Annotated in this window: 13 protein-coding genes; all 13 read left to right on the top strand. The window is 64.2% G+C overall.

Annotated elements, in window-relative coordinates:
• The first annotated feature begins 48 nt into the window (after window positions 1–48).
• The 13 genes from AB4Y35_RS15965 (at window position 49) to nagZ (ending at window position 15,103) form a co-directional block, all read left to right on the top strand.
• Complete coding sequence (locus AB4Y35_RS15965; RefSeq protein ID WP_368705041.1) at window positions 49–696, top strand: sigma-E factor negative regulatory protein; 648 nt, start codon at window positions 49–51, stop codon at window positions 694–696.
• Window positions 697–701: 5 nt separating this feature from the next.
• Window positions 702–1,763, top strand: a complete 1,062-nt coding sequence (locus AB4Y35_RS15960; protein WP_368705420.1) for a MucB/RseB C-terminal domain-containing protein — start codon at window positions 702–704, stop codon at window positions 1,761–1,763.
• Between the two features lie 24 nt (window positions 1,764–1,787).
• Window positions 1,788–3,305: a DegQ family serine endoprotease gene (locus AB4Y35_RS15955; RefSeq protein WP_368705040.1), complete on the top strand. Its 1,518-nt coding sequence runs from the start codon at window positions 1,788–1,790 to the stop codon at window positions 3,303–3,305.
• A 5-nt stretch (window positions 3,306–3,310) separates the two neighbouring features.
• Window positions 3,311–3,646: a glutaredoxin family protein gene (locus AB4Y35_RS15950; RefSeq protein WP_368705039.1), complete on the top strand. Its 336-nt coding sequence runs from the start codon at window positions 3,311–3,313 to the stop codon at window positions 3,644–3,646.
• A gap of 1,164 nt (window positions 3,647–4,810) precedes the next feature.
• The gene (gene ltrA, locus AB4Y35_RS15945) at window positions 4,811–6,517 is read left to right on the top strand and encodes a group II intron reverse transcriptase/maturase (RefSeq protein WP_368705038.1); all 1,707 of its coding nucleotides are present in this window, start codon (window positions 4,811–4,813) and stop codon (window positions 6,515–6,517) included.
• A 178-nt stretch (window positions 6,518–6,695) separates the two neighbouring features.
• Window positions 6,696–8,489: a translation elongation factor 4 gene (gene lepA, locus AB4Y35_RS15940; protein WP_368705037.1), complete on the top strand. Its 1,794-nt coding sequence runs from the start codon at window positions 6,696–6,698 to the stop codon at window positions 8,487–8,489.
• A gap of 35 nt (window positions 8,490–8,524) precedes the next feature.
• Complete coding sequence (gene lepB / locus AB4Y35_RS15935; protein ID WP_368705036.1) at window positions 8,525–9,421, top strand: signal peptidase I; 897 nt, start codon at window positions 8,525–8,527, stop codon at window positions 9,419–9,421.
• A 220-nt stretch (window positions 9,422–9,641) separates the two neighbouring features.
• Window positions 9,642–10,811: a ribonuclease III gene (gene rnc / locus AB4Y35_RS15930; RefSeq protein ID WP_368705035.1), complete on the top strand. Its 1,170-nt coding sequence runs from the start codon at window positions 9,642–9,644 to the stop codon at window positions 10,809–10,811.
• A 54-nt stretch (window positions 10,812–10,865) separates the two neighbouring features.
• Window positions 10,866–11,771, top strand: coding sequence for a GTPase Era (gene era, locus AB4Y35_RS15925; protein ID WP_133183594.1), 906 nt, complete (start codon window positions 10,866–10,868; stop codon window positions 11,769–11,771).
• An 18-nt stretch (window positions 11,772–11,789) separates the two neighbouring features.
• Window positions 11,790–12,803 (top strand): DNA repair protein RecO, encoded by a 1,014-nt coding sequence (gene recO / locus AB4Y35_RS15920; RefSeq protein WP_368705034.1) that lies wholly within the window; start codon window positions 11,790–11,792, stop codon window positions 12,801–12,803.
• A complete protein-coding gene (gene pdxJ, locus AB4Y35_RS15915) occupies window positions 12,800–13,564 on the top strand; it encodes a pyridoxine 5'-phosphate synthase (protein WP_368705033.1) in 765 nt (254 codons plus the stop codon). The genes recO and pdxJ overlap by 4 nt, the downstream gene beginning before the upstream one ends.
• Window positions 13,565–13,619: 55 nt before the next feature.
• The gene (gene acpS / locus AB4Y35_RS15910; RefSeq protein ID WP_069262930.1) at window positions 13,620–14,018 is read left to right on the top strand and encodes a holo-ACP synthase; all 399 of its coding nucleotides are present in this window, start codon (window positions 13,620–13,622) and stop codon (window positions 14,016–14,018) included.
• Window positions 14,019–14,062: 44 nt separating this feature from the next.
• Window positions 14,063–15,103 (top strand): beta-N-acetylhexosaminidase, encoded by a 1,041-nt coding sequence (nagZ, locus tag AB4Y35_RS15905; protein ID WP_368705032.1) that lies wholly within the window; start codon window positions 14,063–14,065, stop codon window positions 15,101–15,103.
• The last annotated feature ends 2 nt before the right edge of the window (window positions 15,104–15,105 follow it).

The raw sequence follows: 15,105 nt of genomic DNA, 5'->3' as shown, positions 1-15,105 counted from the left end.
AGAATGAGTTGGTGTCACAGGGACGTCTGTTAGGGAATGGGGAGCATCATGGGTTCGGTCTCGATGCAATCGGTATCAAGCTCGCGCGGCGAGCGTCTGTCCGCCTTCGTCGACGGTGAAGCGTCGGCGCAGGAGCATCTGAACGGAAATTTTCTGGAACTCGACGGCGAAGGGCGCGCAGCCTGGTCGGAGTACCATCTGATCGGCGACGTACTGCGTTCCGACGATCTGGCCCTCAGCCAGGCCGCGAGCCGCGCCTTCATGACGGGTTTCGCGGCGCGCTTCGAAGCGGAGCCGCATCTGCTCGCGCCGGCCGCGCTGCCGCAGGCGCAGGCGCAGGGTGGCCGCAATGAGCGCGTGGGCCGCATTCTGGCGCTGCGCCGCCGCGTGATGCCGTCGCTGGCCGTGGCCGCCGCGGCCGCCACGCTCACCTGGATCGTCATGCCACAAATGCGCGGTGTGGGCATGGCCGGCGCGCCGCAAATCGCCGCTGTGCAGTCACAGGGCGACGGCGTGCAGCGCGTGGCGATGAACACCACGCCGGCGCCTGTGGCGGGCGGCCAGGACGGCAACATCATCCGCGACGCGCGTCTCGACGAATATCTCCAGGCGCACCAGCAGTTCGCGCAGCAACCGGTCATATCGGATTCCATGCCGTACGTCCGCTCAGCCGCTCTTACCACGCAAGGCCAATAAGTTTGATGCAGACATTGCGGTTGAATAAAAAGACAATCTGGGGGCGGTTGCCGGCATACCTGTGCTGCGCGGCCGTGATGTTCACCGCACTGTCTGTCGCCCCGCGTGCCCACGCGCAAGGCGCGTCCGCGGCCGATGCCGCCACGCGCCAGAGCGCGGCGCAGTTGCTCGACCGCATCCAGCAGGCCGCCCAGCAGCAAAGCTACGAAGGCACGTTCGTCTATCAGCGCGGCGAGTTCGTGCAGTCCTCGCGCATCACGCACTACGCCTCGAAGCAGGACGGCGAGTTCGAAAAGCTCGAAAGCCTCGACGGCAAGCCGCGCACGATGCTGCGCCACAACGACGATCTCTATACCTTCGTGCCCGAGCGCAAGCTGCTCGTCGTCGAAAAGCGCCAGAACAAGGACGCTTTCCCGGCGTTGCTTTCCACGAGCGGGGATCAGGTGCTGGGCGTCTACGAGCCGAAGATGCTCGCCAACGACCGGGTGGCCGGCCTCGACAGCCAGGTGATCCAGCTCGACCCGAAGGACAATTTCCGCTTCGCCTACAAGCTGTGGGCGGACGCGAAAACCGGTCTGCTGCTGCGCTCGCAGATGCTCGATCCGACGAACGGCCAGGTGCTCCAGCAGCTCGCGTTCACGCAGGTGCGCATCGGCGGTCCCGTCGACAAGACGCCGATCGTCAACGGCATCCGCAATATCGAGGGCTGGAACGTGGTGCGCCCGCCGCTCCAGCCGGTCGACATCGAGGCGCAGGGCTGGTCGTTTGGCCAGGCCGCGCCGGGCTTCCAGAAGATTCGCGAAGTGCGCCGGCCGATGGCGGCGCGCGACGCGAGCGATCCGCCCATTCCGGTCGATCAGGCCGTATTCTCTGACGGACTGTCCACGCTTTCGGTGTTTATCGAACCGGTCAAGAACAACAGTCGCAAGGAAGGCTCGGGCAGCAGTGGCGCGACCCACGTGCTCGTGAAGCGCAACGGCGATTACTTCATCACGTTGCTTGGCGAAGTGCCCCAGACCACGTTGCAGCAGTTTGCGTCTGCCATAGAATACAAGGCTCCCAGGTAACTCCTTCCTTCGGCTGACTTCGATATGACGATTCTCCCGCTGCGCAAATTCTTCGCGGCCGCGGTCGTGGCGGCGTGCCTGCCGTTCGCACCGCACGTGGCATCGGCGGCGCCGGCTGCCAACTTGCCCGACTTCGCCGACCTCGTGGACAAAGTGGGGCCGTCGGTCGTCAATATCCGCACCACGACGCGTGTCTCCTCGGCTCAGCGCGGCCTGCCGCCGGGCATGGATCAGGGCGACATGTCGGAATTCTTCCGCCGCTTCTTCGGCATTCCGCTCCCGCAAGGGCCGCAGGGTGGGCAGGGCGGCGGTCAGGGTGGCAGCCAGGGCGGAAGCCCGGGCGGCGGTTCGGACTCCGGTCCGGACAACGGCAACGACACCGAACAGAACAGCGGCGTCGGCTCGGGTTTCATCCTCTCGGCTGACGGCTACGTGATGACCAACGCGCACGTGGTCGACGACGCGGACAGCATCTACGTGACGCTCACCGACAAGCGCGAATTCAAGGCGAAGCTGATCGGCGTGGACGACCGCACGGACGTCGCCGTGGTGAAGATCCAGGCCGCCAATCTGCCGGCCGTGACGATGGGCGATTCGAACAAGGTGCGCGTGGGCGAGTGGGTCGTGGCCATCGGTTCGCCGTTCGGCCTCGAGAACACCGTGACGGCGGGCATCGTGAGCGCGAAGGGACGCGACACGGGTGACTATTTGCCGTTCATCCAGACCGACGTGGCCGTGAATCCCGGCAACTCGGGCGGTCCGCTCATCAACATGCAGGGCGAGGTGATCGGCATCAACTCGCAGATCTATAGCCGCACCGGCGGCTTCATGGGCATCTCGTTCGCGATTCCGATCGACGAGGCGATGCGCGTGGCGGATCAGCTCAAGTCCACGGGCAAGGTCACGCGCGGCCGCATTGCCGTGGCCATCGGCGAGGTGACGAAGGATGTGGCCGACTCGCTCGGTCTGCCCAAGGCGCAAGGCGCGCTGGTTTCCAGCGTCGAGCCGGGCGGCCCGGCCGACAAGGCGGGCATCCAGCCGGGCGACATCATCCTGAAGTTCAACGGCTCGAGCGTCGACGCCGCGACCGACCTGCCGCGCATGGTCGGCGACACGAAGCCGGGCACCAAGGCGACCGTGACGATCTGGCGCAAGGGCGCAACGCGCGATCTGCCGATCACGATCGCCGAGATGCAGACCGACAAGAGCGCGAAGGCCGACCAGAAAAAGGCGCCCGAGCCCAAGCCGCGCGCGATGAACGCGCTCGGTATCGCGGTGGTCGACATCCCCGCCGACCAGCTCGCCCAGCTCAAGGTCAAGGGCGGCGCGATGGTGGACTCGGTCGATGGCCCCGCACAGCGCGCCGGCCTGCAGAAGGGCGACATCATCCTGCGCGTGGGCGACACCGATATCACCAGCGCGAAGCAGTTCCAGGAGGTCACGGCGCATCTCGACCCGCAGAAGATGGTGGCAGTGCTCGTGCGTCGCGGCGACAACACGCAGTTCGTGCCACTGCGCCCGCGCGCGCCGGGGCAGAAGTAACGCCGATGCGCACGCCCATGCGGTCTTCGTCGGCGGCGCCGGGCGCGCTCGAACGGGCGAGCGCGCACCTCGTGCTCTACGGGCGCGCGTGGTGTCACCTGTGCGAGGAGATGCGCGTGGCGCTCGAGCCGCTCGCCGCCGCGGCGGGCGCGCGGCTCGACGTCGTCGATGTCGATTCCGACCCCGCACTCCTCGCGCGTTACGACGAGCTCGTGCCGGTGCTCCTTTGCGACGGCATCGAGCTGTGTCACTACCACCTCGACGAAGCACGCGTGCGCGCGACGCTGGGCCTGGGCGCCGACGCACCGAGCGTGCCGCCGGCGCCGCCGGGTGGTGCGTGAAACGCGCGCGCGCGGGCGCAGCAAGACGAGCCCCCGCGCCATGACACATCCGTTACATCACCGGATGGTTCGCCCGTGGGACCCCTTTTCGGCTAAAATAGTGCGGTTTTGTGCGACACGCACGCTCGTGTCCGTCTGCTCCACGTTACGGAGCATCGACTGAAGTATCTTATTGAGGGTTATTGAGGAAACTCACCATGCCCTCCGCGGGCGGTCACCTTGTGGGCCGCAATTGAAGTAGTAGATGTGTCCTTACCGGGACACACCGTTGTAGTGAAATTGGAAACCGGAGCAGTCAGCCGGAGACCGTGTTGCATTGACCTGATTATCGTCAGGTCCCGCCCAGTCAGCGGCGTTCTCTCCGCCGACAGGGCGGGATGACGTTTGCAATTTCCCCCAGCTTCTGGATGGGGGATTTCGCTAGCCGATACGAGCGAAAGCTCGATGTGTCATTGTTCGGCCTCACCGGCGCATTGGTGAGTGTAGAGAACCTGCTGTACGACCAGCAGTAGCCTAGGAAGACATGCGTCACTGGTTAACGGTGGGGTGTGAAGCTCTTCTGACAACGTAGCCCCCGGAAGTCTCGGGCACGCGAACGCCGTGAGGCGCGCGCATGGAGGCCCCCCAGCAGCGGGGGGCGCGGAGCAAGGCTGGCTGAAACGGTCAACATAAGTGAACTGCTGATAAACCTCGTTACTATTGAAGAGCTAATTGCTGCTGGGCTCTAACCAAAAGGTGCGTGGCTGGATAACTCGCTGGAACTTCGGGTTACGTCGTCATTCAAGCCACCGGGGAAAAGGCAGGACCTGCCTCAGTCGTGTGACATGTCGGGAACGTGGTAAGCCCGTATGGTTGCCTGCGGAGAATTGCAGGCAGGCGGACCGTAAGGAACGCTGATGATCGTGCGGGTATGGGAGGACGGAGAAAGCGAAAGGCGTCCTGTAATGGGATGCATAGGGGTTGAGACATTACCCCACGCGAAAGCGGGCAGACTTCCGTCTGGTCTACCGTCGCAAGACGGCTGACTACCCTCTAGCGGAAATTGTGATAGCTGGCGGCTTTCTAGTCGTCAGTGTTGTTCTTACCCCTTGCGGGAGCAAAACGCTCCCGCAAGGGACGTGTTGCTCCTCGCATGGGATTCACTTCTTCAAGCGGGAGAGCAGCATGAGAGTATCTGTCCGAAAGGATGGGTCTGCGCTCTCACACGCGCCGGACAACTGGCACGCCGTAGATTGGCGTCGCATTGAACGGAACGTGAGAGGGATGCAGATTCGAATTGCGAAGGCGGCGCGGGAAGGCGACTGGCGCAGGGTGAAAGCCCTGCAGCGGATGCTGACCCGCACGTTGTCCGCGAAGCTGTACGCGGTACGACGTGTTACGCAGAACCAGGGTGCGCGAACGGCTGGAGTCGATCGCGAGTTGTGGGATTCGCCTGAAAGCCGATGGGAAGCTGTCGGCAGGTTGAAGCGGCGCGGATACAAGCCCCTGCCATTACGGAGAGTCTTTATCCCCAAGGCCAATGGGAAGGAGCGCCCTCTGGGCATCCCAACCATGCGGGACAGAGCGATGCAAGCCCTGTATCTGCTGGCCCTGGAGCCAGTAGCAGAGTCGACGAGCGACCCGAACTCTTACGGGTTCAGGAGAAATCGCTCGACGGCTGATGCTATGTCCCAGTTATTTGTCTCTTTGTCCCAGAGGGGTTCTGCCCAATGGGTACTAGAGGCGGATATCAAGGGGTGCTTTGACTGGATCAACCATGACTGGCTGGTCGCCCATGTCCCAATGGACAGGGGCATCCTGCGGAAATGGCTGAAAGCTGGCCTGATTTATCAAGGCCGGTATCAGGCGACAGAGGCCGGGACGCCACAGGGAGGCATCATTTCCCCGACGCTGGCAAATATGGCGCTGAACGGGCTCGAACGAGACCTTATGGAGCACTTGGGTGCGAAATTTGGAATCGGACGAGCTAGGAAGCTGAAGGTCCACGTGGTGCGATACGCGGATGACTTCGTGATCACCGGTGACTCGCGAGAGACACTGGAGCAGGAAGTCAGACCTTGGGTAGAAGCATTCCTCGCGGTCAGAGGGTTGCAACTCTCCGAGGAGAAAACGCGGACGACACACGTAGACACAGGCTTTGATTTCCTTGGGTGGAATTTCCGGAAATACTCGGGAAAGCTACTCATCAAACCGAGCAAGAAGAACGTGAAGACGTTCTATCGCAAGGTGGCGGAAACGATCAGCGGGAACAAGACGGTGAAGCAGGTGGATTTGATCCGCACGCTCAACCCGATGCTGCGAGGATGGGCGCAGTACCACCATCACGTGGTTGCAAAACAGGCGTACAGCCGCATGGAGCATCTCTTGTTTCAGAGGCTCTGGCGGTGGGCAAAACGGCGGCACTCAAACAAGAGAGCTGACTGGATTCGGAGGAAGTACTTCCACCAGATCGGCGACCGAGGCTGGGTGTTCTCTGCCACTGCAGAACGTGTAGACGGTAGTACGGGGCAACTTGAGCTGTATCACCTCGGTGGCACAGCGATTAAGCGGCACAAGAAGGTGAAAGGGGATTTCAATCCCTTTGATCCGGAATGGGAGCAGTACGGCGAGCAGCTACGGCAGCAGCGAATGGAGCAATCCAGAGGCTATCTGCGACAGTGGTTCAAGCTGTACACATCGCAAGAGGGCAGATGTGCACTCTGCGAACAGGTTCTCGAGTTTGATACGGGTTGGCACGACCATCACCTAATCTACAAGGTGTACGGGGGAACTAACTCTCTGTCAAATCGGGTACTGCTTCACCCGAACTGCCACCGGCAAGTACATGCCCGGGGTTTGAACGTAACTAAGCCGGCTCCGTCAAAGACATGATGGGGCTTTTAAAGGGACACCTTTAAAGGTATGGCTCGAGCCGGATGCGGGGACAACTCGCACGTCCGGTTCCACGGGGGCCCCTATCCCGGAAGGGATAGGGGCTACCCTACTCATCTGTTTACGAGGCGTGTCCAGCTATCGTTGGGGCGCGCCTTTTTCGCTTGATCGGCACTGAATGGATCATATTCGTAACTTCTCGATCATTGCGCACATCGACCATGGCAAGTCGACGCTCGCCGATCGCATCATCCAGCTGTGCGGCGGCTTGTCCGACCGCGAAATGGAATCGCAGGTGCTCGACTCGATGGATCTCGAGCGCGAGCGCGGCATCACCATCAAGGCGCAGACGGCTGCGCTCACGTACAAGGCGCGTGACGGCAAGGTCTACAACCTGAACCTGATCGACACGCCCGGGCACGTCGACTTCTCCTACGAGGTGAGCCGCTCGCTCTCCGCGTGCGAGGGCGCGCTGCTCGTGGTGGACGCGAGCCAGGGCGTCGAGGCGCAGACGGTGGCGAACTGCTACACCGCGATCGAACTCGGCGTGGAAGTCGTGCCGGTGCTCAACAAGATCGACCTGCCCGCGGCCAACCCCGAGAACGCGATCGAAGAGATCGAGGACGTGATCGGCATCGACGCCACCGACGCCACGCGCTGCAGCGCGAAGACCGGCCTCGGCGTGGAAGACGTGCTCGAAGCGCTCATCGCCAAGGTGCCGCCGCCCGAGGGCGATCCGGAAGCGCCGCTGCAGGCGCTCATCATCGACTCGTGGTTCGACAACTACGTGGGCGTGGTGATGCTCGTGCGTATCGTCAACGGTACGCTGCGTCCGAAGGACAAGATCAAGCTGATGGCCACCGGCGCGCAGTATCCGGTCGAGCACGTCGGCGTGTTCTCGCCGAAGTCGCGCAACCTCGAGCAGCTTTCGGCGGGGCAGGTGGGCTTCATCATCGCCGGCATCAAGGAACTCGCCGCGACCAAGGTGGGCGACACCGTCACGCTCGCGACGAAGCCGGCGGTCGAGCCGCTGCCGGGTTTCAAGGAAGTGAAGCCGCAGGTGTTCGCGGGCCTCTATCCGGTCGAGGCGAACCAGTACGACGCGCTGCGCGAATCGCTCGAAAAGCTCAAGCTCAACGACGCCTCGCTGCAATACGAGCCGGAAGTTTCGCAGGCGCTGGGCTTTGGCTTCCGTTGCGGCTTCCTGGGTCTTCTGCACATGGAAATCGTGCAGGAGCGTCTCGAGCGCGAGTTCGACATGGACCTCATCACCACGGCGCCGACCGTGGTGTACGAAGTCGTGCAGGCGGACGGCAGCACGATCAAGGTCGAGAACCCGGCGAAGATGCCTGAGCCCTCGAAGATTGCCGAGGTCCGCGAGCCGATCGTGACGGTGAACCTGTACATGCCGCAAGAGTACGTGGGTTCGGTCATCACGCTCTGTACGCAAAAGCGCGGCAACCAGATCAACATGCAGTACCACGGCCGCCAGGTGCAGCTCACGTACGAAATTCCGATGGCGGAAATCGTGCTCGACTTCTTCGACCGTCTGAAGTCGGTGTCGCGCGGTTATGCGTCGATGGACTACGAGTTCAAGGAATACCGCACCTCCGACGTCGTGAAGGTCGACATGCTGATCAACGGCGACAAGGTCGATGCGCTGTCCATCATCGTCCACCGTTCGCAGTCGCAGTACCGCGGCCGCGAAGTCGCGGCGAAGATGCGCGAGATCATTCCGCGCCAGATGTACGACGTGGCCATTCAGGCCGCGATCGGGGCGCACATCATCGCGCGCGAGAACATCAAGGCGCTGCGCAAGAACGTGCTGGCCAAGTGCTACGGCGGCGACATCACGCGTAAGAAGAAGCTGCTCGAAAAGCAGAAGGAAGGCAAGAAGCGGATGAAGCAGGTCGGCTCGGTCGAGATTCCGCAAGAGGCCTTCCTCGCCATCCTTCGTGTCGAAGATAAATAAGTAACGCAAATAAGCCGGACAACGGATCTCTCTACATGAATTTTGCGCTGATACTCTTTGTGCTCGTCATCTTGACGGGCGTTGCGTGGGTTGCAGACAAACTGGTGTTCATGCCGCGCCGGCGCCTCGCCGCCGATGCGGCGGTCGCGGAGTTCGACCGTCAGCAGGAACGTGTGGGCGAGCGCTTCGCCGATGAAAACGCGCCCGTCACGCGTCAGAACCTGCGCAACGACAAGCTGCGCCAGCCGTGGTGGCTCGAGTACACGGCGAGCTTCTTCCCCGTCATCCTGATCGTGTTCCTCGTGCGCTCGTTCGTCGTCGAGCCGTTCAAGATTCCGTCGGGTTCGATGGTGCCCACGCTGCTCGTGGGCGACTTCATCCTCGTGAACAAGTTCGACTACGGCATCCGCCTGCCGATCACGAACACGAAGATCACCCAGGGCCGCCCGCTCGAGCGTGGCGACGTGGTCGTGTTCCGCTATCCGAAGGACGAGTCGGTCGACTACATCAAGCGCGTGATCGGCCTGCCGGGCGACGTGGTTTCCTATCAGGACAAGCAGCTCACGATCAACGGCAAGCCGGTGCCGGAAGTGCCGCAGGGCGACTTCTTCGACGAAGAGCGCATCGGCTACGCGAAGCAGTTCACGGAAGATCTCGGCAGCGGCCGCAAGAACAACATCCTCAACAACCCCGCGGTGCCGCCGTTCATCGTGGGCGCAGAGGATTATCCGTATCGCGACAACTGCCAGTACAACGCGCGCGGCGTGGTCTGCAAGGTGCCGGCGGGCCACTACTTCATGATGGGCGATAACCGCGACAACAGCGCGGACAGCCGCTACTGGGGCTTCGTGCCCGACGCGAACATCGTGGGCCGCGCGTTCTTCATCTGGATGAACTTCAGCAACCTGCGCCGCATCGGTTCGTTCGAGTAATTCGTGTTGGCTCGACGTGCGATGCACGTCGAGCACGCGCGCGAAGAAGCATTAGAAGCAGCAACGAAAAGCGTATGCTCGAACCCGAGACTCACTCGCATCACGCGCATTGCATCTTCGCGCGCTACTTGAAGAATCCCCGGTAACGTCGCTTCGTCACGGTTTTTCGCCCGCCGCCCCCTGTTTTCGCCGGGGGCGGCGGGCGCGTTATACTCTCCCCATGCCCCAATCTCCGTTGGAAAGCCGTTTGCGCTACGAATTTCGCAATGCGGAATTGCTGCGCCAGGCTTTAACCCACCGCAGTCACAGTGCCACGCATAACGAACGCCTCGAATTCCTCGGTGATTCGGTTCTGAATTGCGCGGTGGCTGCCCTATTGTTCCAACGTTTTGGCAAGCTGGACGAAGGCGACCTCTCGCGCGTGCGCGCGAACCTGGTCAAGCAGCAGTCGCTTTACGAGATCGCTCAGGCCCTCAATATTGCCGACGGCCTGCGCCTCGGCGAAGGCGAGTTGCGCAGCGGCGGCTTCCGCCGCCCGTCGATCCTCGCCGACGCGCTGGAGGCGATCTTCGGGGCGATCTTCCTCGACGGCGGCTTCGACGCCGCCCAGACGGTCATCAAGCGCCTCTACGTGCCGATCCTCGATCACATCGATCCGCGCACGCTCGGCAAGGATTCCAAGACGCTGCTGCAGGAATACCTGCAGGGTCACAAGATCGCATTGCCGACCTACACGGTCGTCGCGACGCATGGTGCGGCGCACAATCAGCAGTTCGAAGTCGAATGCACGGTGCCGAAGCTCGACGTGAAGGTGTCGGGTTCGGGCGCGAGCCGTCGCGCGGCGGAGCAGGCCGCGGCGAAGAAGGCGCTCGACGAGGTCATGGCGGCGGCGCCCGCGCTGGTCGCGAAGCCGCGTCGCTCGAAGGGCGCGCGCGCGCCCAAACCGGAGCCTGAGGTCGTCCCCGGCGTGACCGGTGTGCAGGGCGCCCTCGATTTGCGCTCGCCGGAGCGCCGCGAGCGCGCTTCGGCGCGTAGCGAGCGTGCGGCGCAAACCGCGGCAGCCGAAGGCGCGCCGCTCGCGGTGATACGCGCGGCGCACGTCCAGGAGCGTCCGGCGGAGAAGGACAAACCGGCTGAAAAGCCCGCGGAGAAGGCCGAGCGCGGTGCTGACAAGGCCAGCGACAAGCCCGCCGACAAAGCCACGGGCTTCGACGCCGTACCGAGCGCCGGCGCCATCGGCCACCGGTCGGCCGCGGTGAAAGCCGAAGCGGCGTTGCGCACCGTCGAGCGCGTGCAAACCGCAACGACCGGCAGCGCGAGCACCGATGCCCAGACGCATGCCGAAGCCACGACGGCCATTCCCGTGCGCGCGGCCGATGCCGGCCACTGATTCCACCGAGGCGCGCCGCGAGCGCGCCTCCCGTTTTTCTATTCCGGTCCGATCATGAACGCTCCCACCTCCACTCCTGCCGGTTTCCGTTGCGGCATGGTCGCGATCGTCGGCCGTCCGAACGTCGGCAAATCGACGCTGATGAACGCGCTGGTCGGCCAGAAGATCAGCATCACGTCGCGCAAGGCGCAGACCACGCGCCATCGCATCACCGGCATCAACACGATCGACGACGCGCAGTACATTTTCGTCGACACACCCGGTTTCCAGACGCGCCACAGCACGGCGCTCAACCGCTCGCTGAACCGCGCGGTGACCTCCACGCTCAGTTCGGTCGATGCCGTGCTGTTCGTGATCGAGGCCGGCAAGTTCGGTCCCGACGACCAGAAAGTGCTCGACCTGATTCCCCCGAACGCGCCCACGATCCTGATCGCCAACAAGATCGACCGCGTGACCGACAAGGGCACGCTCTATCCGTTCATCCAGCAGGTGCAGGGTCTGCGCGAATTCCGCGAGATCGTGCCGCTTTCGGCAAATAATCCGGACGACATCAAGCGCCTGCTCGCGACGCTCAAGCCGTATCTGCCCGAAGGCGAGCCGATCTACGGCGAAGACGACCTCACCGATCGCAGCGAGCGCTTCCTCGCAGCCGAAATCCTGCGCGAGAAGGTGTTCCGCTGGACCGGCGACGAACTCCCGTACACGAGCACGGTGCTGATCGACAAGTTCGAGCAGGAAGGGCGGCTGCGCCGTGTCTTCGCGACGATTCTCGTCGAGCGCGACACGCAGAAGGCGATGGTGATCGGCCAGAAGGGCGCGAAGCTCAAGCAGATCAGCACCGAGGCGCGACTCGACATGGAGAAGCTGTTCGACGGTCCCGTGTACCTCGAAACCTTCGTGAAGGTGAAGAGCGGCTGGGCCGACAACGAAGCCGGGCTGCGCGCCTACGGTTACGAGTAAGCACGACGGGCACCGCGTATGAGTGACGGCGCAGCCGGAACCCTGCACGACGACTGGCCCGCGCACGAAGACGCGCAGGCCGACGAGGCAATCGCTGCGGACGAACCGACCGGTTCCCGCAGCGCGCGTCGCTCGCCCGCGAAAGGCACCCAAGGCACGACGAGCACGCGCAGCACGAAGGCGACGAAAGGCGCCGCCACGCGCAACGCGATGACCGAAGGCGCCGACGCCACGCTCGAAGGCCGTGCCGAACCGCGCAACGGCCGCAAGACCACCGCGCGCTCGCAATTGCCGCGCGCGTCACGCAGCACGACCCCCGATTACCGCATCGCCGAGCAGCCGGCTTTCGTGCTGCACAGCTATCCGTACCGCGAGACGAGCCTCATCATCGATGTGCTCTCGCGCGATCACGGCCGCGTGGCGCTCGTCGCGAAGGGCGCGAAGCGTCCGCATTCGGCGTTGCGCGGCGTGCTGCAGACCTTCCAGCCGCTCGCGCTTTCGTGGACCGGCAAGGGCGAGGTGCGCACGCTCACCGGCGCCGAGTGGGTCGGCGGCATGTTGCCGCTGACCGGCGACGCGCTGCTGTGCGGTTTCTACGTGAACGAGCTGCTCGTGAAGTTCATTGCGCGCGAAGACCCGCACCCCGAACTCTTTCGCCACTACGTCGTGACGCTCACGCGCCTCGCGCACGACGAGCCGCCCGTGCAGGTGCTGCGCTCGTTCGAGCGCGTGCTGCTGCGCGAGGCGGGCTACGCGCTCGCGCTCAACCGCACCGTGAACCGCAAGACCGTCGCGGCCGAAGGGCGCTACGTGTTCGATCCGGAACGCGGCGTGCGCGAGGCGTCAGACGAATGGCCTTCCCAATGGCCCCGGCTTTCGGGCCAGACGTTGCTCGACATGGAAGAGGACGATTACCATCGACCCCAGACGGTTGCGCAGAGCAAGGCGCTCATGCGCTTCCTGCTGAACACGTACCTTGGCGGCACGCCGCTCGCGACGCGCCAGATTCTGATCGACTTGCAGAACTTATGAGCTTCTTTCTCACTTCGCCCAACGTGATCGACCTCGGTGTGAACATCGACCACGTCGCCACGCTGCGCAACGCGCGCGGCACCGCTTATCCCGATCCGATCCGCGCGGCGCTGCTCGCCGAAGAGGCGGGCGCCGACGCAATCACGCTGCATCTGCGCGAGGATCGCCGCCATATCGTCGACGCCGACGTGCGCGCGCTGCGTCCGCAACTGAAGACGCGCATGAACCTCGAATGCGCGGTGACGGCCGAGATGCTCGACATCGCGTGCGAGATCAAACCGCACGACGTTTGCCTCGTGCCCGAAAAGCGCGCGGAGCTGACGACCGAAGGCGGCCTCGACGTCGCGGGCCACTTCGACGCCGTTGCCGCCGCCTGCCGTCAGCTTGCCGATGCGGGCTGCCGCGTCTCGCTTTTCATCGACCCGGACGAAACGCAGATCCGCGCGGCGCACGAAACGGGCGCGCCCGTGATCGAGCTGCACACGGGCCGCTACGCCGAGGCGCACGACGCCGGCGAGCAGGAGCGCGAATACGAGCGAGTGGTCACCGGCGTGAGCTGCGGCAACAGCCTCGGGTTGAAGGTGAACGCCGGCCACGGTCTGCACTACACGAACGTGCAGCAGATCGCGGCCATCGACGGCATCGTCGAGCTGAACATCGGCCACGCGATCGTGGCGCACGCGGTCTTCGCGGGCTGGGAGAACGCGGTGCGCGAAATGAAGGCGATCATGGTGGCGGCGCGCCTCGGCACGCGCGGCTGACTGCTACCCCGCGCCATCGCGCCGCGCGCAATCGACAGACATCGACGGGAGTCTCATGGCGATCTACGGTATCGGCACCGACATCATCCAGGTGAGCCGCGTGGCGGCAGTCATGGAGCGCACCAACGGGCGCTTCGCGCCGCGCGTCCTCGGCCCGGACGAGCTTGCCGTCTATGAGGCGCGCAAGGCGCGCTCGGCGGCGCGGGGCCTCGCATATCTGTGCACGCGGTTCTCCGCGAAAGAGGCGTTCTCGAAAGCGATCGGCCTCGGCATGCGCATGCCGATGACCTGGCGCGCCATGCAGACCCTCAACGAGCCGGGCGGCCGTCCGGTGATCGTCGCTTCGGGCGAACTCGCGCGGTGGCTCGACGAACGCGGTATCACGGCGCGCGTGAGCATCACCGACGAGCATGACTACGCGGTGTCGTTCGTGGTGGCGGAAATCAACGGCTGATCTCTTTCGCCGTGCGTTGCGCGGCATCTACGCAAAACTCATCGATGAAGAATAATCCCGGGCCAGTAATGCTCGACGTGGTCGGCACCACGCTGAACGACGACGATGTCCGCCGCCTCGCGCACCCGATGACCGGCGGCGCGATCCTGTTCGCGCGCCACTACGAGAACCGCGCGCAGCTCGTCGCGCTGACCGACGCCATCCGCGCGGTGCGCGAGGACCTGCTGATCGCCGTCGACCACGAAGGCGGCCGCGTGCAGCGCTTTCGCACCGACGGCTTCACCGTGCTGCCCGCCATGGGGCGCCTCGGCGCGCTGTGGGACAAGGACGTGCTGCTCGCCACCAAGCTCGCGACGGCAGTGGGCTATATCCTCGCGAGCGAACTGCGCGCGTGCGGCATCGATCTCTCGTTCACCCCGGTGCTCGATCTCGGCTACGGTCAGTCGAAGGTGGTGGGCGATCGCGCGTTCCATCGCGATCCGCGCGTCGTCACGCTGCTCGCCAAGAGTCTCAATCACGGGCTTTCGCTTGCGGGCATGGCCAATTGCGGCAAGCACTTCCCGGGGCATGGCTTCGCGACGGCGGACTCGCACGTCGCGGTGCCCGTCGACGAGCGTCCGCTCGAAGCGATCCTCGGCGAAGACGCGCAGCCTTACGACTGGCTCGGTCTGTCGCTCACAGCGGTGATGCCGGGGCACGTGATTTATCCGAAGGTCGACTCGAAGCCCGCGGGCTTTTCGCGCATCTGGGTCGAGGAAGTGTTGCGCAAGCGCCTGCGCTTCACGGGCGCGATCTTCAGCGACGACCTCTCGATGGAGGCCGCGCGCCAGGGCGGTACGCTCACCGAGGGCGCGCGCGCCGCGCTCGAGGCGGGCTGCGACATGGTGCTGATCTGCAACCAGCCGCACGAGGCCGAAAAGGTGCTCGACGCGTTGCGCACCATTGAGCCGCGCCGCGCCGCCAAGGCTTCGGGCCTGCGCATCAGGCGCATGCGCGCGCGCGGCAAGGCGCAGCGCTGGGACAGGATGGTGGCGGACCCGGGGTACATCGAGGCGCAGGCATTGCTGCGCAGCGTATTGCCCTGACG

The sequence above is a fragment of the Paraburkholderia sp. EG286A genome, assembly GCF_040965375.1.
GTDB lineage: Bacteria > Pseudomonadota > Gammaproteobacteria > Burkholderiales > Burkholderiaceae > Paraburkholderia.
The sequence above is the reverse complement of the archived record's forward strand: the minus strand, read 5'-3'. Positions and strand labels throughout refer to the sequence as shown.

Excerpts from the sequence above, each read along its gene's own strand:
- AB4Y35_RS15965 (WP_368705041.1), top strand. The coding sequence starts at position 49 with ATGGGTTCGGTCTCGATGCAATCGGTATCAAGCTCGCGCGGCGAGCGT.
- AB4Y35_RS15960 (WP_368705420.1), top strand. The coding sequence starts at position 702 with ATGCAGACATTGCGGTTGAATAAAAAGACAATCTGGGGGCGGTTGCCG.
- AB4Y35_RS15955 (WP_368705040.1), top strand. The coding sequence starts at position 1,788 with ATGACGATTCTCCCGCTGCGCAAATTCTTCGCGGCCGCGGTCGTGGCG.
- AB4Y35_RS15950 (WP_368705039.1), top strand. The coding sequence starts at position 3,311 with ATGCGCACGCCCATGCGGTCTTCGTCGGCGGCGCCGGGCGCGCTCGAA.
- ltrA (WP_368705038.1), top strand. The coding sequence starts at position 4,811 with ATGAGAGTATCTGTCCGAAAGGATGGGTCTGCGCTCTCACACGCGCCG.
- lepA (WP_368705037.1), top strand. The coding sequence starts at position 6,696 with ATGGATCATATTCGTAACTTCTCGATCATTGCGCACATCGACCATGGC.
- lepB (WP_368705036.1), top strand. The coding sequence starts at position 8,525 with ATGAATTTTGCGCTGATACTCTTTGTGCTCGTCATCTTGACGGGCGTT.
- rnc (WP_368705035.1), top strand. The coding sequence starts at position 9,642 with ATGCCCCAATCTCCGTTGGAAAGCCGTTTGCGCTACGAATTTCGCAAT.
- era (WP_133183594.1), top strand. The coding sequence starts at position 10,866 with ATGAACGCTCCCACCTCCACTCCTGCCGGTTTCCGTTGCGGCATGGTC.
- recO (WP_368705034.1), top strand. The coding sequence starts at position 11,790 with ATGAGTGACGGCGCAGCCGGAACCCTGCACGACGACTGGCCCGCGCAC.
- pdxJ (WP_368705033.1), top strand. The coding sequence starts at position 12,800 with ATGAGCTTCTTTCTCACTTCGCCCAACGTGATCGACCTCGGTGTGAAC.
- acpS (WP_069262930.1), top strand. The coding sequence starts at position 13,620 with ATGGCGATCTACGGTATCGGCACCGACATCATCCAGGTGAGCCGCGTG.
- nagZ (WP_368705032.1), top strand. The coding sequence starts at position 14,063 with ATGAAGAATAATCCCGGGCCAGTAATGCTCGACGTGGTCGGCACCACG.